The organism is Vibrio sp. B1Z05, assembly GCF_052955985.1.
Genome location: NZ_CP130463.1, coordinates 2,750,783 through 2,777,161 on the forward strand (window position 1 = coordinate 2,750,783; position 26,379 = coordinate 2,777,161).

Annotated in this window: 24 protein-coding genes, 5 tRNA genes, 3 rRNA genes and 1 riboswitch; of the genes, 10 read left to right on the forward strand and 22 right to left on the reverse strand. The window is 43.9% G+C overall.

What is annotated here, in order from left to right; all coding sequences use genetic code 11:
- Window positions 1-59 precede the first annotated feature (59 nt).
- The 3 genes from bufB to QV280_RS12610 are packed head-to-tail and all read left to right on the forward strand — an operon-like array spanning window position 60 to window position 2,171.
- The gene (gene bufB / locus QV280_RS12600) at window positions 60-911 is read left to right on the forward strand and encodes an MNIO family bufferin maturase (RefSeq protein WP_152822901.1); all 852 of its coding nucleotides are present in this window, start codon (window positions 60-62) and stop codon (window positions 909-911) included.
- Window positions 911-1,702: an HvfC/BufC N-terminal domain-containing protein gene (locus QV280_RS12605; protein ID WP_152822899.1), complete on the forward strand. Its 792-nt coding sequence runs from the start codon at window positions 911-913 to the stop codon at window positions 1,700-1,702. Before bufB ends, QV280_RS12605 begins: the two co-directional genes overlap by 1 nt.
- A complete protein-coding gene (locus QV280_RS12610; protein WP_023405359.1) occupies window positions 1,692-2,171 on the forward strand; it encodes a DoxX family protein in 480 nt (159 codons plus the stop codon). Before QV280_RS12605 ends, QV280_RS12610 begins: the two co-directional genes overlap by 11 nt.
- 17 nt (window positions 2,172-2,188) lie before the next feature.
- Here the strand turns inward: QV280_RS12610 and tsrA are convergent, their stop codons facing one another.
- Window positions 2,189-2,470 carry an H-NS-like global regulator TsrA gene (tsrA, locus tag QV280_RS12615; protein ID WP_023405360.1) on the reverse strand — a complete coding sequence of 94 codons (282 nt, stop codon included), beginning with the start codon at window positions 2,468-2,470 and terminating at the stop codon, window positions 2,189-2,191.
- A gap of 389 nt (window positions 2,471-2,859) precedes the next feature.
- Here tsrA and QV280_RS12620 point away from each other — a divergent pair, with 389 nt between their 5' ends.
- Window positions 2,860-4,641 (forward strand): aminopeptidase P family protein, encoded by a 1,782-nt coding sequence (locus tag QV280_RS12620; protein WP_152822896.1) that lies wholly within the window; start codon window positions 2,860-2,862, stop codon window positions 4,639-4,641.
- Window positions 4,642-4,770: 129 nt separating this feature from the next.
- On the opposite strand, the gene thiH is transcribed toward QV280_RS12620, so the two are convergent.
- From thiH to QV280_RS12655, 7 genes are all read right to left on the reverse strand, one after another.
- Complete coding sequence (gene thiH / locus QV280_RS12625) at window positions 4,771-5,889, reverse strand: 2-iminoacetate synthase ThiH (RefSeq protein ID WP_023405362.1); 1,119 nt, start codon at window positions 5,887-5,889, stop codon at window positions 4,771-4,773.
- Window positions 5,886-6,668: a thiazole synthase gene (locus QV280_RS12630; protein WP_023405363.1), complete on the reverse strand. Its 783-nt coding sequence runs from the start codon at window positions 6,666-6,668 to the stop codon at window positions 5,886-5,888. Before QV280_RS12630 ends, thiH begins: the two co-directional genes overlap by 4 nt.
- A gap of 2 nt (window positions 6,669-6,670) precedes the next feature.
- Window positions 6,671-6,880: a sulfur carrier protein ThiS gene (thiS, locus tag QV280_RS12635; RefSeq protein ID WP_023405364.1), complete on the reverse strand. Its 210-nt coding sequence runs from the start codon at window positions 6,878-6,880 to the stop codon at window positions 6,671-6,673.
- Entirely contained in the window at window positions 6,880-7,638 is a 759-nt protein-coding gene (locus tag QV280_RS12640) for a HesA/MoeB/ThiF family protein (protein WP_023405365.1), read from the reverse strand. The genes thiS and QV280_RS12640 overlap by 1 nt, the downstream gene beginning before the upstream one ends.
- A complete protein-coding gene (locus QV280_RS12645; protein WP_152822894.1) occupies window positions 7,628-8,806 on the reverse strand; it encodes a thiamine phosphate synthase in 1,179 nt (392 codons plus the stop codon). The genes QV280_RS12640 and QV280_RS12645 overlap by 11 nt, the downstream gene beginning before the upstream one ends.
- A gap of 81 nt (window positions 8,807-8,887) precedes the next feature.
- A riboswitch (TPP riboswitch) is annotated at window positions 8,888-9,001 on the reverse strand.
- 40 nt (window positions 9,002-9,041) lie between these two features.
- Window positions 9,042-9,425, reverse strand: coding sequence for a fluoride efflux transporter CrcB (gene crcB, locus QV280_RS12650; RefSeq protein WP_023405367.1), 384 nt, complete (start codon window positions 9,423-9,425; stop codon window positions 9,042-9,044).
- A 416-nt stretch (window positions 9,426-9,841) separates the two neighbouring features.
- Window positions 9,842-9,931, reverse strand: a tRNA-Phe gene (locus QV280_RS12655).
- A 108-nt stretch (window positions 9,932-10,039) separates the two neighbouring features.
- On the opposite strand from QV280_RS12655, the gene QV280_RS12660 reads away from it, so the two are divergent.
- Window positions 10,040-11,075 (forward strand): IS630 family transposase gene (locus tag QV280_RS12660; RefSeq protein WP_447026254.1). Its coding sequence is split into 2 segments (ribosomal slippage): window positions 10,040-10,498 and window positions 10,500-11,075, totalling 1,035 coding nucleotides; the frame shifts between segments, so codons are not numbered across the junction.
- Window positions 11,076-11,252: 177 nt separating this feature from the next.
- Here QV280_RS12660 and QV280_RS12665 read toward each other — a convergent pair.
- From QV280_RS12665 to QV280_RS12695, 7 genes are all read right to left on the reverse strand, one after another.
- Window positions 11,253-11,329 (reverse strand) — tRNA-Trp (locus QV280_RS12665).
- A gap of 78 nt (window positions 11,330-11,407) precedes the next feature.
- Window positions 11,408-11,484, reverse strand: a tRNA-Asp gene (locus QV280_RS12670).
- A gap of 84 nt (window positions 11,485-11,568) precedes the next feature.
- Window positions 11,569-11,684: ribosomal RNA gene (gene rrf / locus QV280_RS12675) — 5S ribosomal RNA — on the reverse strand.
- 92 nt (window positions 11,685-11,776) lie between these two features.
- A 23S ribosomal RNA gene (locus tag QV280_RS12680) occupies window positions 11,777-14,665 on the reverse strand.
- 368 nt (window positions 14,666-15,033) lie between these two features.
- Window positions 15,034-15,109: transfer RNA gene (locus QV280_RS12685), tRNA-Ala, on the reverse strand.
- Window positions 15,110-15,197: 88 nt separating this feature from the next.
- A tRNA-Ile gene (locus QV280_RS12690) sits at window positions 15,198-15,274 on the reverse strand.
- Window positions 15,275-15,373: 99 nt separating this feature from the next.
- A 16S ribosomal RNA gene (locus QV280_RS12695) occupies window positions 15,374-16,926 on the reverse strand.
- The 16S, 23S and 5S rRNA genes sit together here with 4 tRNA genes alongside, the layout of an rRNA operon.
- A 585-nt stretch (window positions 16,927-17,511) precedes the next feature.
- Between QV280_RS12695 and QV280_RS12700 the strand changes: the two genes are divergently transcribed.
- On the forward strand, window positions 17,512-18,060 hold the full coding sequence (locus QV280_RS12700) for a gamma carbonic anhydrase family protein (RefSeq protein WP_152822831.1): 549 nt from the start codon (window positions 17,512-17,514) through the stop codon (window positions 18,058-18,060).
- On the opposite strand, the gene QV280_RS12705 is transcribed toward QV280_RS12700, so the two are convergent.
- The 4 genes from QV280_RS12705 to QV280_RS12720 all read right to left on the reverse strand — a co-directional run bounded on the left by QV280_RS12705 (window position 18,053) and on the right by QV280_RS12720 (window position 20,693).
- A complete protein-coding gene (locus QV280_RS12705; protein ID WP_152822829.1) occupies window positions 18,053-18,316 on the reverse strand; it encodes a DUF1488 family protein in 264 nt (87 codons plus the stop codon). The genes QV280_RS12700 and QV280_RS12705 overlap by 8 nt on opposite strands.
- Window positions 18,317-19,150: a shikimate dehydrogenase gene (aroE, locus tag QV280_RS12710; RefSeq protein WP_152822827.1), complete on the reverse strand. Its 834-nt coding sequence runs from the start codon at window positions 19,148-19,150 to the stop codon at window positions 18,317-18,319.
- Window positions 19,151-19,226: 76 nt separating this feature from the next.
- Window positions 19,227-20,132 (reverse strand): oxygen-dependent coproporphyrinogen oxidase, encoded by a 906-nt coding sequence (gene hemF / locus QV280_RS12715; protein WP_152822825.1) that lies wholly within the window; start codon window positions 20,130-20,132, stop codon window positions 19,227-19,229.
- 3 nt (window positions 20,133-20,135) lie between these two features.
- Window positions 20,136-20,693 (reverse strand): L-threonylcarbamoyladenylate synthase, encoded by a 558-nt coding sequence (locus QV280_RS12720; protein WP_023405242.1) that lies wholly within the window; start codon window positions 20,691-20,693, stop codon window positions 20,136-20,138.
- Window positions 20,694-20,875: 182 nt separating this feature from the next.
- Here QV280_RS12720 and purE point away from each other — a divergent pair, with 182 nt between their 5' ends.
- Both purE and QV280_RS12730 read left to right on the forward strand, forming a co-directional pair.
- Complete coding sequence (purE, locus tag QV280_RS12725; RefSeq protein ID WP_023405243.1) at window positions 20,876-21,361, forward strand: 5-(carboxyamino)imidazole ribonucleotide mutase; 486 nt, start codon at window positions 20,876-20,878, stop codon at window positions 21,359-21,361.
- Window positions 21,362-21,365: 4 nt separating this feature from the next.
- A complete protein-coding gene (locus tag QV280_RS12730; RefSeq protein ID WP_021714833.1) occupies window positions 21,366-22,481 on the forward strand; it encodes a 5-(carboxyamino)imidazole ribonucleotide synthase in 1,116 nt (371 codons plus the stop codon).
- Window positions 22,482-22,558: 77 nt separating this feature from the next.
- On the opposite strand, the gene QV280_RS12735 is transcribed toward QV280_RS12730, so the two are convergent.
- From QV280_RS12735 to dprA, 3 genes are read right to left on the reverse strand one after another with little or no spacing between them, the layout of a single operon-like run.
- The gene (locus QV280_RS12735) at window positions 22,559-23,125 is read right to left on the reverse strand and encodes a DNA topoisomerase family protein (protein ID WP_152822820.1); all 567 of its coding nucleotides are present in this window, start codon (window positions 23,123-23,125) and stop codon (window positions 22,559-22,561) included.
- A 19-nt stretch (window positions 23,126-23,144) separates the two neighbouring features.
- A complete protein-coding gene (locus QV280_RS12740) occupies window positions 23,145-23,618 on the reverse strand; it encodes a DUF494 family protein (RefSeq protein WP_021714832.1) in 474 nt (157 codons plus the stop codon).
- Between the two features lie 2 nt (window positions 23,619-23,620).
- Window positions 23,621-24,751: a DNA-processing protein DprA gene (gene dprA / locus QV280_RS12745; protein ID WP_023405245.1), complete on the reverse strand. Its 1,131-nt coding sequence runs from the start codon at window positions 24,749-24,751 to the stop codon at window positions 23,621-23,623.
- A 109-nt stretch (window positions 24,752-24,860) separates the two neighbouring features.
- Between dprA and def the strand changes: the two genes are divergently transcribed.
- Window positions 24,861-25,370 (forward strand): peptide deformylase, encoded by a 510-nt coding sequence (gene def, locus QV280_RS12750; RefSeq protein WP_023405246.1) that lies wholly within the window; start codon window positions 24,861-24,863, stop codon window positions 25,368-25,370.
- Window positions 25,371-25,387: 17 nt separating this feature from the next.
- Entirely contained in the window at window positions 25,388-26,335 is a 948-nt protein-coding gene (gene fmt / locus QV280_RS12755) for a methionyl-tRNA formyltransferase (RefSeq protein ID WP_152822818.1), read from the forward strand.
- Window positions 26,336-26,379: the final 44 nt, after the last annotated feature.

Genomic DNA, 26,379 nt, shown 5'->3' on the forward strand with positions numbered 1-26,379 from the left:
CCTTGGGGTACCGCTGTATCGTACCCCTCTTTCCCCGCTAAAATATAGAGCTAACTAAGATGCAAAATAATAATATTCATAGCGCAGTTGGAGTTGGATTACGTCATCCACACTTGGATTTCTTCGCACAAAATCCAGATCATCTCTCTTGGTTAGAAGTACACAGTGAAAATTTTTTTGAAGTTAATTCTTTAGCGCGTAAACAACTAAGAAGCATACGCCAGCAACACGATGTTTCATGTCATGGTGTTGGGCTATCTCTAGGCTCAGTACAAACACCAGACTCTTCACACCTCCAAGCATTAGTCGACCTAGTTAATGAACTGCAACCGACAATGGTGTCTGATCATTTAAGCTGGAGCGAAAACGGCGGTGTGCATTTCAATGATTTACTTCCACTTCCATACACCGAAGAGGCTTTACAGGTTTTTGTACGTAACGTGATGCAAGTGCAAGACGCCCTACAACGCCCTCTGCTAATCGAAAACCCAAGCAGTTACCTAAGATTTAATCATTCAACAATTGCTGAATGGGAGTTTTTAAATGAAGTTCAGCGCCGTACTGATTGCCATTTACTGCTCGATCTAAACAATATTTATGTCTCATCGCTGAATCATGATTTTGACGCACAGCATTACCTAAACGCCATTACACACAGTGCAGTAAAAGAGATACACCTTGCGGGGTTCACCGTAAAAGAAATTCAAAATAAAAAAATATGGATTGATACGCACAGCACGCACGTCTGCAAAGAAGTGTGGGATTTATACCGCACTTGGAATCAAACCAACCCAACAGTACCTACTTTAATTGAATGGGACACTGATATCCCTGAGCCACAAGTTTTGCTCGGCGAGGCACACAAAGCCTCCATCATCATAAATGAAATTAGCAATGTACAGGTGGCGTGATGATCTCTCTTGCCAAGCTACAAGCCAACTTTGCTCAGTCACTGATTTACCAAGGTGCTGCGGAAAATTGCGATATACATAGCGACCACTTCTCGGCAGAGCAACGTATGCAAGTGTATAGAAACAACGTTATTCTCAGTTTAAGCGATGTACTTAAAGCTGTTTACCCAAATACACTGGCCATGGTTGGAGAGGAATGCTTTGAGCAGATGGCCAGACAACATGTATTAACCACACCCTCAATGAGCGGAAATGTGTCTCATTACGGACAAGGGTTTGATAAAACTATTTGCCAATTTACCAAAGTGTTAGAAGTTGCACCTTACTTAACTGAACTGGCTCGTTTTGAAGCCTTATGTGATGAATTACAAAACAGAGTCGATAATCAACAACACATCGGCTGTTTGCCTTTATCTGCCCTTACTAACCTAGCAGAGGACCAACAGCCACATATTCGCCTAACCAGCAATATTGGGGTCTCTAGCTTTAATTCTAGTATCGCTGTCTTTGATCTTATGGCAGGCATTGAACGTCGTTCATTTGATGACTTAGAGATACAACAAGCTCAATCTGGTTTTATCTCTATTAACCCTGATGGACAGCTCCACTACAAAGCTCTAGATGCCGATTGCTACCAACTTCTATTAGCCATAGAAGCCCAACGCCCACTCTCACAAATTGATGAGTCGTTATTACCTTACATTTCGTCTTTGGTGAAAGAAGAGGTAATTTCAGGGTTCTTAATGCCTACAATTGCTGAAATCAATACAAGGAATGGATATGAACAGTAGCATTCAAACTCAATATCAAGCCTATCAAAATACAGTATCCAACTTACAGCGCGTAACGGTTCCGCTTCTACTATTGTTCTGTAGACTTTGGGTGGCGTGGGTATTTTTCAATTCAGGTTTAATTAAAATAAGTACCTGGGAGAGCACTTTATTTTTATTTGAATATGAATATCAGGTGCCATTACTGCCGTGGGAAATAGCCGCATATGTAGGAACGGCTACTGAGCTTATAATTCCTGTACTTCTTGCTTTAGGATTATTCACTCGACTGTTTGCAGCCATTTTATTTGTGTTTAATATCATGGCAGTGGTGTCTTACCCAGCCCTTTGGGAAAATGGTTTTTATGACCATCAACTTTGGGGCTTAATGATTCTCATCAATGTGATATGGGGAGCAGGATTCTTCTCGACTGACCATATACTTAGCAAAACATTTTTTAATCGTAGTGAATTGAATCGCAGTAAGTAGCCATTTCCTAAATGAAACTATTTATTTAAAAAAGCTTTTAGATCTTCAATAGTGATTCCATCTTTAGATAATTGCTGAGCCATTAATTCCACTTGCTCACCTTTTCTTGATTCAATCACTTTTTGAAACTGATATACGATATCCTTAAGAGTGGTTAGTGGGAGTTGCTTAGCTGCACTTCTAATTCTTTCTTCGCTTTGATTGCCGAGCTCTACCAGTAATTTACCATACATTACTTTTTCTGGAGACTCTTCAAGTTGCTCTAATCTGCGAGCCATTTCGTAAGTCGTTAGTGCCATATTACTTCACTTAAATAAGAGTTTATCGGGTTTTGAAGAAATCAAAACTCACGGTAGGACGAAAAACTTTCCTGTACATAGAATATACTTTTTTATCCGAAACTAGAACTGTTTTCAGTTACAGCAATCACAGTAATTTGTTATTCAGAAATCGTGTTGGGAAAATACTTGAGAACAAAGCCACAAGATCTGAATAAGAAACAACTCTACAATCAAAATTTGTCTCGCCATTATCAAGCCTTTTTCTAAGCGAGATTGCTAAGTTAATTACTATGCTTGTCATTCCCAATATATAAAGGCTTGTTGAGCACTATAGAATTGCACAGCGACATCAAAAAGGGTAGCTTAATTGCCATACGCATATTAGGTAGTAATGATGAGGAGAGATTATGCCATCTCAGATTAATAGCCGAGTTACGGATTTCCGTAACTGGTTAAACACAAATAAACTTGATGCTTTTATTGTTCCCCATGAAGACGAGTTCTTAGGTGAATACATTCCAGAGCACAACGAACGTTTACATTGGCTAACGGGTTTCACAGGCTCTGCTGGAGCCGCTGTTGTTACAACTGAAGATGCCGCTATCTTTGTTGACGGACGCTACACGGTTCAGGTCACTAAGCAAACTCCATCTGACGTATTTTCGTATCAGCACCTAATTCAAACCCCTCCTATCGCTTGGATTCAAGCTAATTTAAAAGCGGGTAGCAAAGTAGGCATTGACCCTAAAATGCATTCTGCTCGTTGGTTAAATGCGGCCAAACAAGCCTTAGCTGAAGATTACGACCTTATCTATTTTGAGAATAATCCTGTTGATGAGCTTTGGAGCGATCGACCTGCTGTTGCCCTTTCCGATCTTCGTCTAATGGGTAACGAATGGGTCGGTGTGGGTAGCCAAGAAAAACGCACCAACATTGCGGCTCTATTAAAAGAAAATAAAGCTGACAGTGCAGTACTAACAGCATTAGATTCCATCTGTTGGTTACTCAACATTCGTGGTAGTGACATATCAAGATTACCAGCAGCGCTATCGCACGCCATTATTCATAACGACGGTCAGCTTGAGTTCTTCATTGATCAAGAGCGTGTGCCTGCAGAGTTTAACCAGCACACTGGAGAAGGCGTCACTCTATTCTCACCAAGCCAACTAAAAGAACGCTTAGCTAATTTGAATAACAAAAAAGTTATCCTAGATCCTGCGACAAGTAACGCATGGTTTGGCATCGTTCTTAATGAAGTGGGTGCAGAAGTTCTGCCTATCGCAGATCCTTGTCGACTGCCTAAAGCAACCAAAAATAGTGTCGAAGCATTAGGTATGAAAAACTGTCATGTTCGCGATGGTGTGGCAATGGTTAAGTTCTTATCTTGGTTTGATGCAGAAAATGCCAAAGGCCAATATCACGATGAAGCACAGATTGCAGACCAACTTGAAGCCTTTAGACGTGAAGATGAGTCTCTAGCAGATCTTAGCTTTGATACTATTTCAGCGGCTTCAAATAATGCCGCTATGTGTCACTACAACCACAACAACGAACCGGCGCCAAGCGTCGTGTACGATAACTCTATGTACCTAGTGGATTCAGGCGGTCAATACCCAGACGGCACCACAGACATCACTCGTACTATTGCGATCGGTCAACCAACCTCGGAAATGAAGAAACAATTTACCTTGGTACTTAAAGGTCACATTGCTTTAGCCGAAGCTCGATTCCCGAAAGGCACTTGTGGTCATCAATTGGATATTCTTGCTCGTCAACATTTGTGGGCGCAAGGCTTTGATTATGACCATGGTACAGGTCATGGTGTAGGACACTTTTTAAGTGTGCATGAAGGCCCGCAAGGCATCTCTAAAAACTACAATAATATTCCATTAGAAGCTGGTATGGTTCTTTCAAATGAACCAGGATATTACCGAACTGATGAGTTTGGTATCCGTATTGAAAACCTAGAGATCGTGGTGGAAATAGAAACTCAAGGCGACTTCTCTGTGCTTGGTTTTGAATCTCTAACTCGTGCACCGATCGATAAACGTAATATCGAGCAGTCACTTCTGACCGCGCATGAGATTGAATGGCTTAATGAGTATCATCAAAAAGTGTGGAATGATTTATCACCACTAGTTGATGGCGATGTGAAGCAATGGTTGCAACAAGCAACTCTAGCTCTCTAGCTCTCTAGCTCTCTAGCTCTCTAGCTCTCTAGCTCTCTAGCTCTCTAGCTCTAATAGTAAAGCCCCTCAATAGTTGGTTATCCAATTATTGAGGGGCTATTTTATTTCTCTGCTGTTTCACGTGAAACACTAACCAGAATAAATCGACGTCCAATCTCTCCATACCGGTTCAAAACCGCGACTGCGAATTGCAGATTCAACTTCTAACGCTGTTCGCTCATCCGATATTTCAAATTGCTCCAGTTCTTGATCATCGATATCAACTGCGTAACCACCAGGCTGAGTCTTAGATGCCGCCGAAACAGTAGTAACACCTAACGGTAAGATGTTGTCTCTAAATGAAGCTGATTCACGAGTAGATAAAGAGATATCCACATGTTGATTGAATAGACGATAAGCACAAATCAATTGCACCATCTGTTTGTCATTCAATATCGACTTAGGTTGTACACCCCCCTCGCAAGGTCTTAACCTTGGCAATGAAATGCTATAGCGAGTTTTCCAATATGTTTTCTCTAGATAATCAAGATGACAAGCAACAAACATGCTATCCACTCGCCAGTTATCTAAACCAATTAATGCACCAATACCTATCTTGTCTATTCCAGCTTTAGCCAATCTATCAGGAGTTTCTAGTCGATAGTAAAAGTCCGTCTTCGAGCCTTTTAAGTGATGCTCTGCATACGTGGATGGATTGTACGTCTCTTGGTAAACCATGACTGCGTCCAAGCCAAGACCTTTCAGTTCAGCATATTCCTGTTGTTCAAGAGGCTGCACTTCCATGGCCAGATAATTAAATTGTTCTTTTATCTGAGGCACGGCTTGGCGGAAATATTCCATACCGACTTTTTTCTGATGCTCACCAGTAACTAAAAGTACGCTGTCGAACTTCATTGCTTTTAATACATTAACTTCTAAATCGATCTCTTCTTTAGTTAGAGTCTTACGCTTAATGCGATTGTTCATTGAGAACCCGCAGTACGTACAATCATTAGAGCAAAGATTTGAAAGATACAGAGGCACATATAAACCAATGGTAGAACCAAAACGCTGTCTCGTTTTTTGGTAAGAAAGCTGAGCCATGTTTTCTAAGTATGGTTCTGCAGCTGGCGAAATGAGCGCTTTAAAGTCTTCAAGATCTAGCTTCGTTTTAGCCAAAGCTCTTTCTACATCAGTAGCGGTTTTGGACATAATAGATAGGTAGCTTTCACTCCAATCTATCGATTCGAATACGTCGACAAAACTCATAGTTTCGCCTCGTATGAGGAATCAAGAAATGCAGTCATAGGGCTTGATGCCATCGCTTTAACTTGTTGTGCGCCTAAGCCAGATTCGTAAGCAATCCTACCCGCTTCTACCGCTAACTTAAAAGCACGTCCAATTGCAATCGGATCGCCAGCAGTTGCCATCGCGGTATTGACCAAAACCGCATCTGCGCCAATTTCCATTGCTTGCGCAGCATGAGATGGAGCGCCAATTCCTGCGTCAACAATCACCGGAACATTTGCTTGTTCGATAATAATCTTTAAGAAATCAATTGAGGCCAAGCCTTTATTGGTGCCAATAGGAGCACCAAGTGGCATTACGGCTGCGCAACCTACTTCTTCTAAGCGCTTACATAACACAGGATCAGCATGGCAGTAAGGTAATACTACAAAGCCATCTTTAACCAACTGCTCTGCCGCTTTTAGTGTTTCGATTGGATCGGGCATTAAGTACTTAGGGTCAGGATGAATCTCTAGTTTAAGCCAGTTAGTTTGCAAGGCTTCTCTTGCTAGATGCGCAGCAAATATTGCATCCTGCGCATTCTTAGCGCCTGAAGTATTGGGTAATAAATTCACGCCAATATTGTTTAATGAACCTAAAATATCATCTTGTTTATCGAATACATCTACGCGCTTCAATGCCATAGTCACCAGTTCGGATTCAGATGCAGCAATTGATGATGCCATTAACTGGTTGTTTGCGTACTTACCCGTGCCGGTAAACAGTCGTGAATTAAATGTCTTATCTGCTATTTTCAACATAATTAGCCTCCAGCTATCGCGCGAAATACAGAAAGAGTGTCGCCCTTCTGTAGCTTGATGCTGTCCCATTTTGATTGTGGAACAACTTTATTGTTTAGAGCAATTGCACAGCCTTGGGTTGGCAATCCTTGGTTTTCCAATGCGTCGACTAAGGTACTATCAGCACCAAGCGTTATCGACTTATCGTTAATGGTTATTGCAATATCAGTCATCAATTACTTCCTTTTTTGCAGACGGCACAGGTGTCATCTTTAGCAATTTCAAATTTTTGTTGAGTCATAGTGCGTCCTTGAAAGACCATCAACTCTGCCGCGTTCAGTGTTTCAGGTTCAATAAGTGCACGTATCGCAAGCATCGATTGCAAACTCGCAATCATATTTACGTTTGGTCCCATCACACCTGATTCGCTACATTTGGTTGCTTGGTTCGATTCGGTAAATGGATATAGGCAGTGATAGCAAGGTGCTTTCTCTCCTTGATAATCAAAATACGCAAGCTGACCATCCCAGCCTATGGCAGCACCAGAAACTAACGGCGTGGTATTAGAAAAGCAGGCTTTATTGATATCTTGTCGGGTAGGAAAGTTATCACTGCAATCTACAACCAGATCAGCCATGTTAACTTCTAACAACAACGTGTCTAAGCTCATACGTCGATTAACACTGCGTACATTAATTGAGGAATTTAGCTGGCGAACTTGATTGGCTAAAGAGATGGCCTTTGAGCTACCAAGATCGGATTCGCGATAGCTTAATTGTCGATGCAAGTTACTAATTTCTACGCTGTCATCATCACAAAGAACTAGCTTACCCACCCCAGCACCTGCCAGTTGTAGTGCCACAGCGCTACCTAAACCACCACAACCAACAACCAGTACCCTGGCGTTTAATAGTGACTGCTGTCCTTGCTCTCCGATCTCAGGCAACATGATTTGCCGTTGATAACGTACAAATTCCTTATCAGTGAGCATTGGTCACTCCATCCACTGATTGTTCAGAGTTAAACAACACTTGAAATTGATCGACTGCTCTCTTCTTATCATCCGCTAATGTTACAGCCCTAACCACTGCCACACTCGAAACACCAGTATCGATCACCTTAGGCGCACGCGCTAAATCAATACCACCAATCGCAACACTAGGTAGGAGTGATCCTCTTTGCTTACCAATAGATGAAATAAGGGCTTGGTATAGTTTGAGTTTGATCAGTCCTTGCGGAGATGAAGGCATATCTTTTGTGGTAGTTGGGAATATATGCCCCAATGCAAGGTATGAAGGTTTGTACTGCAAGGCATTGATAATCTCAAAATAGCCATGAGTTGAGATACCTAAACCGATATCGCTATCCAATAAACTGCTATCTTCTAGCTCAGCTAAGTCCTCTTGGCCTAAATGAATACAGGATGCTCCATACTCTAAAGCAAGCCCCCAGTAATCATTGATAACGATATCAACACCACGTTCTTTGCCTATTTGAATAGCACGTTTTACATCATCAGAAACTTCACTAGCCGCTTTGTCTTTTATTCTGAGCTGTAAAATTTCCACACCACAAGTAGCTAACTCTTCCACTAATTCTATGCTGTCTACTACTGGATATAGACCAAAGCATCGCGTCTGTTTACGAACTGTTGTTGCGAGATTATTGTTTCTTAAGCGGGGAAAGTAACGGATATCTGATGGCCATGTTTCACATGAAACATGCTGTGCACTACGAGAAATTAGCGCAGAATCTTCAATCGTAAAGCCAAGAGAAAGTGAAACCAATAACCAGGCAATGTAACTATCGTGTGTTGTTGCAAACTCTTCCGACACATAGTCCCATTCAAACTGAGTGCCATTAACGAGGCAGACAATGTCTTTGCCTTGGGTAAACAACGTTGTGATAGAAGCGATGTGCTGGTTATTTTGATCGTGAATGGTAATAGATTGTTGTGATGAATCACTGTTGTCTACAGCTAGATTATAAGATTGTTCAGGAGCAGTTAGACTGACAGCAAAGCCATCGCCTTGCCTGTATTCCATAATTAGATTTGTAAAACCAGCATCACGTGCGCACTCAATAACAGAGTCAACCGCTGCGCGAAAAGCTGGAGTAGCATTGGGGGATTGTATAAAGCTAGTAAGTGGGGATTCCATCGCCCTATCCTTCTGTAATAAACACAGCTTGTCGGATAGATTGATGGCAGGTGGTATTAAGTTAAAATCTTAATACCTAATAGAATTGACCACCTTGTTTCCTTCGCAGGTATTATCCTGTATCAGGTTCTACGGATTCCGTATTCACGGTCTCAGCTTCTTGTGATTAACACTTCAGCACTCCGACAAGCAGATTCATTATATAGAAACTATCAAAAGAACAAAGCAAACTTACTCAGTTTTTGAACACAAGGTGAAAACCGATCATTGCAGCAGAGATACTAAACACAACGTTGAGTAAAATATTTAGACCCGCTTTCCAATAGTCGCCTTGTTGGAACATAAGAACATTATCCATAGAGAATGTTGAGAAGGTAGTTAAAGCACCAAGGAATCCAAGCCCAACGATTTGGCGCCATGGGTCTACAGCAATGACTTCGTTTTCGAATAGCGCAATAAGCGTACCCATGATAAATGAGCCAACAATATTTACGGTTAACGTACCATAAGGAAAACCTCGGCCTAAAATAAGTACGCAAAGTTCAGATATTAAATAACGTGAACAAGCACCAAAAGCGCCACCTATTGCGATAAAACCTAGGGTTGCAAACTGTCCCATTACCACTTATCTCCAAAGAAAACTGTTTAGATTTAAAAAGTTACATGCGTCACTTTATGTGACGTTAATGTGATCTAGATCATTAGCATAGCAAACATATGCACTCGATATAATGTAAAAGTTTAGATTGCAGAAAATAGTAGCAATTAGGTCAATAATCGTAATAAGAAAGAGAAATTCGCAGCTTAAAAAATATTGTTTGGCATAAGCTATTAAATGCGAATATAGAATCTCTAGAAGAGGCTCAGAAGTGGCATAAAGATAAATAGGCATCAATGGAAATGCATCCTTAAATTCCATTTGAGGAAAAATAGTGACAGTTTTATAAATGGAAAGAACATGCAGCTTCAAATAGAAAGAGGGACAACAATCTAGATACAAAAAAGGCCTCAGTCTCTCGACTGAGGCCTTAATTATGGTAGGGGTGGAGAGATTCGAACTCCCAACACGCGCCGTTTTCAGGGGTTAGGGGAATCCGCTGCTCTGCCAATTGGCGCTACACCCCTAAATCTGAAAAACCTCGCTTTGTATAAAGGCAGACAGAGTGGCTTATACCATTCTAAGTAAAAATATGATCTAATTAGGCTTGCTACTTTTACAAGAGAATGGACGCAATGGACAGCCTAAATGACATTGATTTTAAAAAGCTTGCTAGTAAACAAAAATCTATACAAATGAAAATGCGATTACTCGCACTGGCTCATTTTAAGGATGGTCATTCTCGTACCCAAATAGCTAAGTTCCTTAAAGTTAGTAGGACTAGTGTAAATAAGTGGGTTCAAACATTCCTAGAGGAAGGCCTTGAAGGGCTACAAGAAAAACCAAGGACAGGTCGCCCTGCATTTCTTAACGTTGAGCAGCGTGAACAGTTGAGCCAGTTTATTAAGAGTCGAGCAGCGGATTCATCTGGAGGAAGGTTAACCGGTGCTGATATTCATGCTTATATAGTGCAAGAGTTTGATAAACACTATCACCCCGATTCCATTTATTATTTGCTCAACCATATGGGCTTCTCTTGGATAACTTCACGATCTAAGCATCCTCATCAATCCCAACAAATCCAAGACGATTTTAAAAAAATTCAAAATTGAAACGATCCTCAAGATCCCAGGCCATATAGGCTTTGAAAGCGTTGATGTATGGTTTCAAGACGAGGCAAGATTTGGTCAGCAAAATAGCACAACTAGACTTTGGGCTGAGCGTGGTTCAAGACCGAGAGCGGTAAAACAACAACAGTTTGAGTATGCGTATTTGTTTGGCTCAGTCTGTCCTTCGAAAGGTATTGGAGAAGCCATGGTTGTTCCTTGGGTAAACAAGGACATCATGATCGAACACCTTAAGCAGATATCTGAAGTAACCGAGAAAGGTCGTCACGCAGTGGTTATTATGGATGGTGCAGGATGGCACACCAATGATATTGCAGAGAGATTTAGTAATGTCAGTATTATCAAACTCCCGCCCTATTCACCAGAGCTAAACCCTATAGAACAAGTTTGGAGTTGGCTCCGACAACACTATCTTTCTAACCAGAGCTTCACTGACTACAACGATATAGTGGGAAAGGTATGTTCAGCATGGAATCAGTTTCTGAAAAGCACTAGTAGAGTCGCTCAAATGTGCACAAGGGACTGGATTGACCTGACCAGTTAATTTTCCAGATTGGTATTAAACAACTACTATAACGTGCCTAGCCAAGCCTTCCATTTATAAATCCTCATTGTGTATGAAGGTTTCCAGATGGAAAGAACATACAGTTTCAAATAGAAAAAGAGAGACAAAAATACAGATACAAAAAAGGCCTCAGTCTTTCGACTGAGGCCTTAATTATGGCAGGGGTGGAGAGATTCGAACTCCCAACACGCGGATTTGGAATCCGCTGCTCTGCCAATTGGAGCTACACCCCTAAAACTGTGATCTAAACCTAATTTTTATTAAGGCTCAGATTCAGAAAAACCCCGCAAAGCGAGGTTCTCTAAAATAAGTGGCGGAGTGGACGGGACTCGAACCCGCGACCCCCGGCGTGACAGGCCGGTATTCTAACCAACTGAACTACCACTCCGCACCAATTTGTTACTAAACAAGGTCTTATAAATGCCTTATCCAGTTTTTGTCTCTAGATATAAAATCTAAAAACGTAATTAAATCCCGATAATGTCCTACTCTCACATGGGGAAACCCCACACTACCATCGGCGCTATTATGTTTCACTTCTGAGTTCGGCATGGAATCAGGTGGGTCCACAATGCTATGGTCATCGAGAAAAATTTTAAAATTTAGAAAGCTGTTATTTAAAAGTTCGTATCACACATTCAAAGTTCTACTTTGAGTCCACAAAACCCCTTGGGTGTTGTATGGTTAAGCCTCACGGGCAATTAGTACAGGTTAGCTCAATGCCTCACAGCACTTACACACCCTGCCTATCAACGTTCTAGTCTCGAACAACCCTTTAGGACACTTAAAGTGCCAGGGAAGACTCATCTCAGGGCTCGCTTCGCGCTTAGATGCTTTCAGCGCTTATCGATTCCGAACTTAGCTACCGGGCAATGCCATTGGCATGACAACCCGAACACCAGAGGTTCGTCCACTCCGGTCCTCTCGTACTAGGAGCAGCCCCCTTCAATCTTCCAACGCCCACGGCAGATAGGGACCGAACTGTCTCACGACGTTCTAAACCCAGCTCGCGTACCACTTTAAATGGCGAACAGCCATACCCTTGGGACCGACTTCAGCCCCAGGATGTGATGAGCCGACATCGAGGTGCCAAACACCGCCGTCGATATGAACTCTTGGGCGGTATCAGCCTGTTATCCCCGGAGTACCTTTTATCCGTTGAGCGATGGCCCTTCCATTCAGAACCACCGGATCACTATGACCTGCTTTCGCACCTGCTCGAATTGTCATTCTCGCAGTCAAGCGGGCTTATGCCATTGCACTAACCACACGATGTCCAACCGTGTTTAGCCCACCTTCGTGCTCCTCCGTTACTCTTTGGGAGGAGACCGCCCCAGTCAAACTACCCACCAGGCACTGTCCGCAATCCCGATTAGGGACCTACGTTAGAACATCAAGCATACAAGGGTGGTATTTCAAGATTGCCTCCACAAATACTGGCGTACTTGTTTCAAAGGCTCCCACCTATCCTACACATGTAGGGTCAATGTTCAGTGCCAAGCTGTAGTAAAGGTTCACGGGGTCTTTCCGTCTAGCCGCGGGTACACTGCATCTTCACAGCGATTTCAATTTCACTGAGTCTCGGGTGGAGACAGCGTGGCCATCATTACGCCATTCGTGCAGGTCGGAACTTACCCGACAAGGAATTTCGCTACCTTAGGACCGTTATAGTTACGGCCGCCGTTTACCGGGGCTTCGATCAAGAGCTTCGACCTAAGTCTAACCCCATCAATTAACCTTCCGGCACCGGGCAGGCGTCACACCGTATACGTCATCTTACGATTTTGCACAGTGCTGTGTTTTTAATAAACAGTTGCAGCCACCTGGTATCTGCGACTCCTAGTAGCTCCATCCGCAAGGGACTTCACCGCCAAGAGCGTACCTTCTCCCGAAGTTACGGTACCATTTTGCCTAGTTCCTTCACCCGAGTTCTCTCAAGCGCCTTGGTATTCTCTACCCGACCACCTGTGTCGGTTTGGAGTACGATTCCTTATAATCTGAAGCTTAGAGGCTTTTCCTGGAAGCATGGCATCAATGACTTCACTGCACGTAGCAGCTCGACATCGTATCTCAGCGTTAAGAAAGTCCGGATTTACCTAAACTTTCCGCCTACATACTTGAACCTGGACAACCATCGCCAGGCCCACCTAGCCTTCTCCGTCCCCCCATCGCAATTATAAGAAGTACGGGAATATTAACCCGTTTCCCATCGACTACGCCTTTCGGCCTCGCCTTAGGGGTCGACTTACCCTGCCCCGATTAACGTTGGACAGGAACCCTTGGTCTTCCGGCGTGGGGGTTTTTCACCCCCATTATCGTTACTCATGTCAGCATTCGCACTTCTGATACCTCCAGCAGCCCTTACAGACCACCTTCAACGGCTTACAGAACGCTCCCCTACCCCGCACACAAAGTGTGCAGCCGCAGCTTCGGTGTATAGCTTAGCCCCGTTACATCTTCCGCGCAGGCCGACTCGACCAGTGAGCTATTACGCTTTCTTTAAATGATGGCTGCTTCTAAGCCAACATCCTGGCTGTCTAAGCCTTCCCACATCGTTTCCCACTTAGCTATACTTTGGGACCTTAGCTGGCGGTCTGGGTTGTTTCCCTCTCCACGACGGACGTTAGCACCCGCCGTGTGTCTCCCGGATAGTACTCAATGGTATTCGGAGTTTGCAAAGGGTTGGTAAGTCGGGATGACCCCCTAGCCTTAACAGTGCTCTACCCCCATTGGTATTCGTCCGAGGCGCTACCTAAATAGCTTTCGGGGAGAACCAGCTATCTCCAGGTTTGATTGGCCTTTCACCCCTAGCCACAAGTCATCCGCTAATTTTTCAACATTAGTCGGTTCGGTCCTCCAGTTGATGTTACTCAACCTTCAACCTGCCCATGGCTAGATCACCTGGTTTCGGGTCTAATTCTAGCAACTCGACGCCCAGTTAAGACTCGGTTTCCCTACGGCTCCCCTATACGGTTAACCTTGCTACTAAAATTAAGTCGCTGACCCATTATACAAAAGGTACGCAGTCACGCTCTAAGGCGCTCCTACTGCTTGTACGTACACGGTTTCAGGTTCTATTTCACTCCCCTCACAGGGGTTCTTTTCGCCTTTCCCTCACGGTACTGGTTCACTATCGGTCAGTCAGTAGTATTTAGCCTTGGAGGATGGTCCCCCCATGTTCAAACAGGATATCACGTGTCCCGCCTTACTCGATTTCACTTAAAACAACATGTCGACTACGGGGCTATCACCCTTTATTGCGGCACTTTCCAGAGCCTTCGTCTGTGTCATTAAAAGCTTAAGGGCTAATCCAATTTCGCTCGCCGCTACTTTCGGAATCTCGGTTGATTTCTCTTCCTCCGGGTACTTAGATGTTTCAGTTCCCCGGGTTTGCCTCATTAACCTATGTATTCAGTTAATGATACGTGCTTATGCACGTGGGTTTCCCCATTCAGAAATCCCAGACTCAAATGGTTATTACTACCTAATCTGGGCTTATCGCAAGTTATTACGTCTTTCATCGCCTCTGACTGCCAAGGCATCCACCGTGTACGCTTAGTCACTTAACCATACAACCCCAAAGGGTCTTGCTTACGCAATACGTTTGCTACAACGTAGTATGACGTTTCCAAGGTGCGTTATCTCTTTATTATGAGCGAGATAACTATTGTTTATTTCCGCTTTAAAAAGCAGAAGCAAACATCGATTTTGCCGGACTCAAATTTGAATAACATCAGGCAATGATGCTATTCCCAAGAACACTTGAATGTGTGTTGGTACCTACATCATAAAGATATAGGATTTGAGAACTTTTAAATTTGATAAATAATGAAATCACATTATTTATCGTCAGCTTTCCAAATTGTTAAAGAGCATGTTTATTTCCTAAAAGGAATATAACCATTTTTAAGAGTACTTAAGCAAATACGCTTAAAGATGGTGGAGCTATGCGGGATCGAACCGCAGACCTCCTGCGTGCAAGGCAGGCGCTCTCCCAGCTGAGCTATAGCCCCATCTTGGTATTTTTTCTTAGACAAGGCAGATTGTGAGGCCGTGTACATCAGTACACAACGAATAATCTAACGCAGTATAAGGAAAAATTGGTGGGTCTGAGTGGACTTGAACCACCGACCTCCCGCTTATCAGGCGAGCGCTCTAACCAGCTGAGCTACAGACCCAATTTTTCACAAAATAGCTAAAAGCTATTTCGTAAAATACTCTCTTACTTTCTAAACCATATCAATCTGTGTGGACACTCATCGTGAATAATCATCGTATAAGGAGGTGATCCAGCCCCAGGTTCCCCTAGGGCTACCTTGTTACGACTTCACCCCAGTCATGAACCACAAAGTGGTGAGCGTCCTCCCGAAGGTTAAACTACCCACTTCTTTTGCAGCCCACTCCCATGGTGTGACGGGCGGTGTGTACAAGGCCCGGGAACGTATTCACCGTAGCATTCTGATCTACGATTACTAGCGATTCCGACTTCATGGAGTCGAGTTGCAGACTCCAATCCGGACTACGACGCACTTTTTGGGATTCGCTCACCATCGCTGGTTGGCCGCCCTCTGTATGCGCCATTGTAGCACGTGTGTAGCCCTACTCGTAAGGGCCATGATGACTTGACGTCGTCCCCACCTTCCTCCGGTTTATCACCGGCAGTCTCCCTGGAGTTCCCACCATTACGTGCTGGCAAACAAGGATAAGGGTTGCGCTCGTTGCGGGACTTAACCCAACATTTCACAACACGAGCTGACGACAGCCATGCAGCACCTGTCTCAGAGTTCCCGAAGGCACCAAAGCATCTCTGCTAAGTTCTCTGGATGTCAAGAGTAGGTAAGGTTCTTCGCGTTGCATCGAATTAAACCACATGCTCCACCGCTTGTGCGGGCCCCCGTCAATTCATTTGAGTTTTAATCTTGCGACCGTACTCCCCAGGCGGTCTACTTAACGCGTTAGCTCCGAAAGCCACGGCTCAAGGCCACAACCTCCAAGTAGACATCGTTTACGGCGTGGACTACCAGGGTATCTAATCCTGTTTGCTCCCCACGCTTTCGCATCTGAGTGTCAGTATCTGTCCAGGGGGCCGCCTTCGCCACTGGTATTCCTTCAGATCTCTACGCATTTCACCGCTACACCTGAAATTCTACCCCCCTCTACAGTACTCTAGCCTGCCAGTTTCAAATGCGGTTCCGAGGTTGAGCCCCGGGCTTTCACATCTGACTTAACAAACCACCTGCATGCGCTTTACGCCCAGTAATTCCGATTAACGCTCGCACCCTCCGTATTACCGCGGCTGCTGGCACGGAGTTAGCCGGTGCTTCTTCTGTCGCTAACGTCAAACAACACAGCTATTAACTGTATTGCCTTCCTCACGACTGAAAGTACTTTACAACCCGAAGGCCTTCTTCATACACGCGGCATGGCTGCATCAGGCTTGCGCCCATTGTGCAATATTCCCCACTGCTGCCTCCCGTAGGAGTCTGGACCGTGTCTCAGTTCCAGTGTGGCTGATCATCCTCTCAGACCAGCTAGGGATCGTCGCCTTGGTGAGCCATTACCTCACCAACTAGCTAATCCCACCTGGGCATATCCTGAAGCGAGAGGCCCGAAGGTCCCCCTCTTTGGTCCGTAGACGTTATGCGGTATTAGCTATCGTTTCCAATAGTTATCCCCCACATCAGGGCAATTTCCCAGACATTACTCACCCGTCCGCCGCTCGACGCCGTTATCGTTCCCCGAAGGTTCAGATAACTCGTTTCCGCTCGACTTGCATGTGTTAGGCCTGCCGCCAGCGTTCAATCTGAGCCATGATCAAACTCTTCAATTAAAGTTTTTTTGTTCCTAAGAACGGCTCAATGAATACTGACTTCAAAACTGTTCCTTACTCGAAAGTAAGAAGTAATTTTAAAGCTATTATCGTTCCAACAGAACGATAATGAATTGACTGTGCTCTTATTGGTTTTCACTTTTAAAAAAGTAAAACAAAACAGCTCAAGGCTGAATTCCAATTTGATTTTGGTCACTCAGTTCATTGATAAATCTTTTCGATTATCATCAACGAGTGCCCACACAGATTGATAGGTTTAAATTGTTAAAGAGCACACTATCGAGGCTTACCTCTCAAGTGGACGGCCATTCTAGCGTTTTGAACCAAAGTGTCAAACACTTTTTTGAATTTATTTTCGAAGAGAAGTTAAACTCAAATGGTTCGGCTAATTTGCCGACTGAATCACTGCGAAGCGTTGTCGCTGTTGCCGTGTCAGTGGGGCGCATTATAGAGATACAGATCAAGTTGGCAAGCATTTTTTCGAAGATTTTCGCCTTTTATTGCCGTATGCTCATCAATTAGCCACAAAGGTCTTTTTTTGATAGTTTCATAACAATATTGATACAGTTTTAGCGAGGTTTAACTATGAGTTCTTTACGCAGTTTCAAGGGTACTAAGCCGTCGATTGAGCCCAATGCTTATATAGATGACTCTGCCGTTATTGTCGGTGATGTAAAAATAGGGAGTGATTCTAGTATTTGGCCACACGTTGCCGCACGTGGTGATGTTAATCATATCTATATTGGTGAGCGTACCAATGTTCAAGATGGTTCTGTATTACATGTCACTCATAAGAGCCCAAGCAATCCAAATGGCTATCCGCTATTAATTGGCGATGATGTGACTGTGGGTCATTTGGTGATGCTGCATGGATGCACCATTAAAAATAGAGTGCTCGTGGGAATGAGCAGTACCATTTTGGATGGTGCTGTTATAGAGGACGATGTGTTTATTGGCGCAGGAAGCTTAGTTCCACCGAATAAAGTATTAGAAAGCGGTTATCTCTATGTAGGTCGCCCTGTAAAACAGATACGACCTTTAACTGAAGAAGAAACCGCGTTTTTGGTGAAGTCTGCCGATAACTATGTTCAAAATAAAAACGACTACTTGAACGAAGTGCACGACATCAATTAATTTCGATTTTCCCTAGCTGGTTGAACTCTTCTGCTTCAATCAGCTCTTCTGCTAAATCTTCCAAATCAAAGCGGTATTCTGAAAAAACCTGCAACGCCACATTTTCATCTTCAATAGGCAGTTGTGATAGGTTTTGCAAATAGGAAACCGAGACGATGCATTCAATAAGATTACCCGCTTGCTGACCAATAAAGGTCACTGTCTTATTATTAGCATCCCAACTTTGTTGATCGGTAAAGATAATAGATTGGTTCATTTACGAGCCCTCTAGGTTTTTACGTAATTCTCTAAGGATTTGTTTTGCCCCTGGTCGAATCCCTCTCCACAACATAAAGCTCTCAGCGGCCTGTCCAACTAACATCCCTAACCCATCGTAAGCTTTCGCCGCACCTTGTTCTTTTGCCCACTGATTGAAAACCGTCGTTCCCGCACCGTAAACCATGTCATAACTGACGGTTCGTGAAGAAAATATCTTAGCTGATATTTTAGGTAACTCTTTCGTTAACCCTGCGGACGTTGAGTTAATCACAACATCAAAGCTTTCCGCTACTTCATCAATAGGCAATGCCTTAATAGGACCATACTGTTTAAATTGCTCTGCCAGAGCTTGCGCCTTACTCAATGTTCTATTGGCGATCACAAGTTCTAGAGGCTGTTGATCAAGCAATGGCTTTAAGACACCGCGCACTGCACCACCAGCACCAATAACCAGAATCTTGGCACCTTTAAGTAATACTTGGTATTGCAGTAGATCTTGAACTAGCCCTTCACCATCAGTGTTATCACCAATAATCTCACCATCATCGAGCTTTTTCAGTGTATTCACCGCACCGGCAAGCTGTGCTCTTTCGGTCAGCCTATCTGCCAGTTGGTAGGCATCATGCTTGAAGGGAGCGGTAATATTGCAACCTTTACCGCCTTGAGCAAAAAATTCTGTGGCCGCTTGGGTAAACTCGCCCACTTCCGCGTGTTGCGCTGAATAGGTAAGACTCTGGTTAGTCTGACGGGCAAATAAAGTATGAATAAACGGTGATTTACTCTGCTTTATTGGGTTTCCAAATACGACATACTTATCAATTAACTGCTTCATCTTCCTACCTGACTGAAAAACTAATCATAAAACTATCTTCTAAGAACCTACCACTGAACAGCGTGAAGAAAAAGTGTTACCACTCTCTAGGCACTAGGTACTCTTTATATAGACGATCTTCATGGGAACCTTCTGCTACTTGGTAGTTGTACTCCCAGCGCGCTAAAGGTGGCATGGACATCAATATGGATTCGGTTCGTCCATTACTTTGCAAACCAAATAAGGTGCCTCGATCATAAACTAGATTGAACTCTACATAGCGACCGCGTCGATAAAGTTGGAATTGACGCTGTTGTTCGGTAAACGGGGTATTCTTACGCTTTTCAATAATAGGCACGTAAGCCTTGGTGTACCCTTCTCCAACCGCTTGGATGTAGGCAAAGCATTTTTCAAAGCCCCATTCATTTAGGTCATCAAAAAATAGGCCACCAATACCGCGAGTTTCATTTCGATGCGGTAGATAGAAATACTCATCACACCATTTTTTATGTTCTGCATACACTGTGTCACCAAAGGGAGCGCACAATTGCTTTGCCGCCTGATGCCAGTGCTGGCAATCTTCTACAAATGGATAGAATGGTGTTAAGTCAAAACCACCACCAAACCACCAAATAGGTTCACAGCCTTCTTTCTCAGCAATAAAGAAACGGACATTGGCGTGAGATGTCGGTACATAAGGGTTCTTTGGATGAATAACCAAAGAAACACCCATAGCTTCAAACTTTCTGCCCGCTAACTCTGGACGATTGGCCGTCGCAGAAGCTGGCATTTTGTCACCGAAGACATGCGAGAAATTGACTCCACCCTGCTCGATAACCGCGCCATTTTTCAAGACTCGAGTTCGGCCACCGCCGCCTTGCTCTCGGAGCCATGCATCTTCAACAAAGGTTGCATCCCCATCCGCTTTTTCCAATTCAGAACAAATATTGTCCTGCAATTGCAATAAAAAGCGTTTTACGGCTTCTTTATCAACCTGTGTCATTGTTTACCCTTGTCTTAATATTTGTAATGTCTTGGCGTCTTTAATTTCAGACGGTTTGCATCTATCGCCTACCGCACCTTCAACAATGAAGACATTTTCATTGCCAAGCTGACTCTCAACCTCTTCTGCACTTAAACAAGGAGGCAGTCCTGATAAGTTAGCACTAGTTGAGGTGATCGGTTTAGAAAACTCAATACACAACTGCTGCACCAAAGGATGATCTGTCACCCTTACCGCAACACTATCAAACTGCCCATGCACTAACTGATGTACTTTCTTACTCACTGGCATAACCCAAGTCACTGGGCCCGGCCAACTTTGGAATACCACGTCAAGCTGTTCAGTTGAAAGTTCACTTACATCTACGTACGGCAGTAGCTGTTCAAAGCTGGCCGCAATTAAAATTAACCCTTTTGCAGGGTCTCTTTGTTTTAGTTCAATTAACGCCTGTAAGGCTTGTTCATTGTCGGGATCGCACCCAACACCAAACACGGCTTCTGTGGGGTAAGCGATAACCTTTCCTTGGCGAAGCGCCCCGACAGTTTGCTCAATTAGCATCATTCCTTGAGTATCCTCTCTATACTATCTTTGCCTTAGTTTACAAATTCTATTCGTGACTGGTAAGCATTTCCTCTAAATCCGCAAAACAAAGCGACGCAAACGTTTTCCTAATCAAAAAATAACCGTATAATGCGCGCAAAATCGGTATCTAAATCTCTACTAGTTAAATTAGGAGTCGTTACATGCAAGTCGGTATTATTATGGGTTCTAAATCAGATTGGCCAACGATGAAGTTAGCTGCTGAAATGCTCGACCAATTCGGTGTTAGCTACGAAACTAAAGTTGTATCAGCTCACCGTACTCCACAACTACTAGCAGACTATGCTTCTAGTGCAAAAGAACGTGGCATTAAAGTTATTATTGCTGGTGCTGGCGGCGCAGCGCACCTTCCTGGTATGTGTGCGGCATTTACTAGCCTTCCTGTGCTTGGCGTTCCTGTTCAGTCTCGAGCTCTAAAAGGTATGGACTCACTGCTTTCTATTGTACAAATGCCAAAAGGGATTGCGGTAGGTACTCTGGCGATTGGTGAAGCAGGGGCAGCAAACTCTGGTATCTTAGCGGCGCAAATTATCGGTACTCACGTTCCTGAAGTGATGGAAAAAGTAGAAGCTTTCCGTAAAGAACAAACTGACACTGTACTGGCTAATCCGAACCCAGCGGAGGATTAATACTGTGCAAGTTTTAGTTTTAGGTGCTGGACAACTAGCGCGCATGATGGCTCTAGCCGCCGCTCCACTGAATATCAAAACTATCGCTTTTGATGTCAACAGTGAGTCTATTGTTGAGCCCATCACTCAAACCAAACTAGGTAGTGGACTGGCAGCTGCGATTGAGCAAGCTGATGTGATTACGGCTGAATTTGAGCATGTTCCTCATCCTGTTTTGGATGCGTGTCAGGCGAGCGGCAAACTCTTGCCAAGTGCGACTGCAATCAAAACCGGTGGCGATCGCCGCATTGAAAAAGCACTGCTCGATAAAGCAAACGTTGCCAACGCTAAATATGCGCTTATTCGTACTCGTCAAGATTTCGAACAAGCCATTGAATACGTAGGTTTACCTATGGTGTTAAAAAGCACTCTAGGCGGTTACGATGGCAAAGGTCAATGGCGTTTAAAAGAAGCCTCGCAAGTTGATGCTATCTGGGCAGAAATGGAACAGTGCATTGCCTCTTCGGCAGCGCAGGCAATCATTGCTGAAGAATTTGTTGCCTTTGATCGTGAAGTGTCTTTAATTGGCGCTCGCAATCAACACGGTGAAATCGCTGTCTACCCATTAGCAGAAAACGTGCATACCGATGGCGTGTTGAGCCTATCAACCGCAATTGATGAGCCACAGCTGCAAGCTCAAGCGAAGCAAATGTTTACTGCCGTTGCTGAGTGTTTAGATTATGTGGGTGTTTTAGCATTGGAGTTCTTCGATGTTAAAGGGCAATTGATGGTCAATGAAATTGCTCCTCGCGTTCACAACTCTGGTCACTGGACACAGCAAGGTGCTGAAACCTGCCAATTTGAAAATCATATGCGCGCCGTTTGTGGACTACCGTTAGGTAGCACTGAAGCACTGCGTCCTACCGCTATGATTAACATTCTGGGTGAAGATACTCTTGCACAAGAGATTTTGAGCATGAAACAAGCTCATATCCATTGGTACGGCAAGGATAAACGTCCTGGGCGTAAGATGGGACACATTAATGTTTGTGGCAATAGCCCAGCGGATTTGCAACAACAACTGCAAGATATCGCACAGTGGTTAGATGCAAGTGCCTTCCCTGCACTGCATCAAAAATAACCGGCTATAGAAAACACAGCCTATAAACGGCAAAAAGGAGGCAATCGCCTCCTTTTTTATTATTTAATCAGCGATTATTACTTTACCTGAGGTAATTGCTTTGCCTGACACTTACGACTGGCGCATATCACACTGCTTTTATCTCCGCTTTTCTTCACCATCAACAATTCAAAACCACACTCTTGGCACTTACCTTGCTTAGGCTCACTGTTGATCGAGAACTGACATTTAGGGTACTGATCACAGGCATAAAATGCTTTCCCATATCGAGATTTACGCTCAATCAAATGCCCCTTATGGCATTCTGGGCAAACAAAGGATTCGACACTGTGATCTTCTGGCTCATCTAAACTGCCAATATAGTGACAATCGGGATAAGCAGAGCAACCAATAAACATGCCATAGCGGCCCTGTCTAAGTACCAGCTCATCACCACAATTAGGGCAAGGCACACCCAATGGCTTAATGATTTGCCCTGAAGCCTGATGTGATGATTTTATGTAATCACAACTAGGATAATTGCTACATCCCCAAAACGCCCCATGCTTACCATGACGCATTTGTAGAGGATGACCGCAATTAGGACATGATTGCTCTAAAGCATGCCCTTCCGCGGAAAAAAGTTGATGATTAATTTTACTCATAGCGTTTATCTAGCATGGCTTAATGCAAAATGCCGTGATCGGTCGAGTAAAGTAACTCTTCCATTGTGTTGTAGGCACTTTCATTGCCCGGAACATTAAACAGCACCATTAAGATGATCCATTTCAAGTCATCTAACTGTAAGTCTCGGGTTTCAAGACCCATGACGCGATCAATCACCATTTCGCGAAGCTCTGGGTTAAGCACTTCAATTTGTTCTAAGAACAAAATGAATCCTCGGCAACGAGTGTCTATTCTTTGTTGCTCTTTCTCAGAATAAATTCGGATTGAAGTCGCTGAGCTAGTCGCTATATTTTGACTTGAATCGTCACTTTGCAAAGCTGCAAGGTCTTCAAGCCAGTTTAACGCTTTGTAGATCTCGTTTTGATGGAAACCTGCGCGAAGGAGTTCTTGTTCAAGCTCATCTTGGTCGACGTTCAAATCGCTCTCACTATGAATATACGTCTCAAATAGATACATAAGAATATCCATCATAGTCAGCTCCCCCTTAATCTAATATAACCACCACCTACTGAAGCCACGAGTCCTTTTAGCTCCAGTTCTAATAACTGCATCATAACCTGATTAACGGGTAAATGGGTGCTTTGTGCCAAAAAATCAACCGCTGTTGGCTTATCTCCCAACAGATTAAGTAAACCTTGATTCAAATCTGATTCTGACGCGCATTTTTCGCTGTTTTTTGCTGGCAATTGAGCATGAAAACCCAAACCTTGTTGCTCAGTCTGAGACCAATCAATCAAGCCATTCATCTCTTGGACAATATCTTGTGCACTGCGTACCAGCACCGCCCCATCTCGAATCAGGTTATTGCACCCCATCGCATTAGGGTTAAGCACAGAGCCAGGAACGGCATACACATCTCTACCTTGCTCTAAAGCAAATCGAGCCGTAATCAAAGAACCACTTTTCGCCGCCGCTTCAACGACCAACACCCCTACCGATAAACCACTAATAATTCGGTTTCGTCTAGGGAAGTTATACGCTCTAGGGGGGTAAAAAGGAGCAAACTCAGACACCAATGCGCCGGTTGCTTTAATACGCTCAGCTAAACGCTGGTGCTGTTTTGGGTAGAGGTAGTCAAAGCCACTGCCTAACACCGCAACTGTCGTCCCCTTATGATCAAGACACGCTTGATGAGCATGCCCATCGACCCCTAAAGCAAGTCCACTGGTTATCGTCACCCCAAGTTGCGTTAACTCCGCAGAAAACTGACGCGTAATATACAAACCGTCTTGGCTACTATTGCGACTGCCTACAACGCCAATCTGATTGGAACTTAAAGCCGACACCTCGCCCTGCACGAACAATAATGGCGGGTAACATGGGATCTCTTTTAATAACTGAGGATAAGCGCTGTCATCTTCACAAATCAGCAAATGGTTACCGTCTTTGCTCAGCCAGTTTAGACAGCGTTCGACATTGGCGTTGGGTTTGTCTGTTAAATGGCGCACTTGTAAATCGGTAAACTTTAAGTCGAATAATTCTTTTTTAGATAAATTGATGAGCTCTAACGGAGAGGTAAACTCAATGATTTTTTGTAGCTTAACCCCACTCAAACGAGGCGTCATCGACAAGGTTAACCAAGCTATTATCTGTTGTTCTGTCATCGTTATTCTCATCGATTTATATTGGTGCTGTTATTTGAAGACCAAAATGACTAAAATTGTCACAAGTAGCTGAGATTCTTTCGGCGCAGTTCAACTTTTTTGAGTGATTATGTCTTTATTACAAGTATTAACCTTTCCTGATGATCGCCTTCGTACGGTTGCAAAACCAGTCGAAGATTTTACGCCTGAACTCCAAAAACACATCGACGACATGATTGAAACCATGTACGAAGAAGAAGGTATTGGCTTAGCTTCTACCCAAGTTAATGTTCATAAACGTATCGTGGTAATCGATCTTTCTGAGAATCGCGATGAGCCTTTGGTATTGATCAACCCAGAAATCACCGAGAAGCGCGGTGAAGACGGTATTGAAGAAGGCTGTCTATCTGTGCCCGGTGCGCGTGCTCTTGTACCTAGAGCCGCCGAAGTATCGGTAAAAGCACAAGACCGTAACGGCGACGAATTTACCTTTGAAGCAGACGATTTACTTGCTATCTGTGTACAACATGAGTTGGACCACTTAGCCGGTAAACTCTTTGTTGATTACCTTTCTCCACTGAAACGTAAACGCATCAAAGACAAGCTAGAAAAAATAAAGCGCTTCAACGAAAGAAACTAATTATTCAGGAGTTTGCATTGAGCAAAGCACTAAAGATCGTATTTGCAGGGACTCCAGATTTCGCCGCCGACCATTTGGCGGCGTTGTTATCTTCGGAGCATGAGGTTATTGCGGTTTACTCGACCCCAGATAAACCAGCGGGCCGTGGTAAAAAACTGACTGCAAGTCCAGTTAAAAACCTCGCTATTGAACACAATATTCCTGTTTTTCAGCCAGAGAACTTCAAGTCAGACGAAGCCAAGCAACAATTGGCTGACTTAAACGCCGATATCATGGTTGTGGTCGCTTATGGCCTATTATTGCCTAAGCAAGTACTTGATACGCCTAAACTGGGTTGCATCAACGTACACGGCTCTATTTTGCCTCGCTGGCGTGGCGCAGCCCCAATTCAACGTTCAATTTGGGCGGGCGATGCGGAAACTGGCGTGACCATCATGCAAATGGATGTTGGTTTAGATACGGGCGATATGCTGCACATTGCGACTTTACCTATCGAACCTGAAGACACTAGTGCCGCCTTGTACCACAAACTGGCAAAACTTGGCCCTGTTGCTCTCATTGATTGCTTAGCAAACATAGCGCAAGGCACAGCCATTGCGGTGAAGCAAGATGATGACCTATCGAATTACGCCAAGAAACTCAGCAAAGAAGAAGCGCTACTGAACTGGAGCAAAGATGCTGTGGCACTTGAGCGTGAAATTCGTGCATTTAATCCTTGGCCAATGAGTTATTTCAGCATTGCTGATAAGAACATCAAGGTATGGCAAGCACGCGTTAATTCTGAAGCCTGTACAGAAGCTGTCGGTACCATCATCAGTGCTGATAAAAACGGTATTCAAATCGCAACTGGAAACGGCCGCTTAATCCTAGAACAAATCCAAGTGCCCGGGAAAAAAGCTATGTCGGTAGGCGACGTACTCAATTCTCGAGCAGATTGGTTCCCTGTTGGAACCCAATTAGCATAATCACTTATTTCTAAGGCTTGAATTTTTCAAGCCTTACTCTTGTT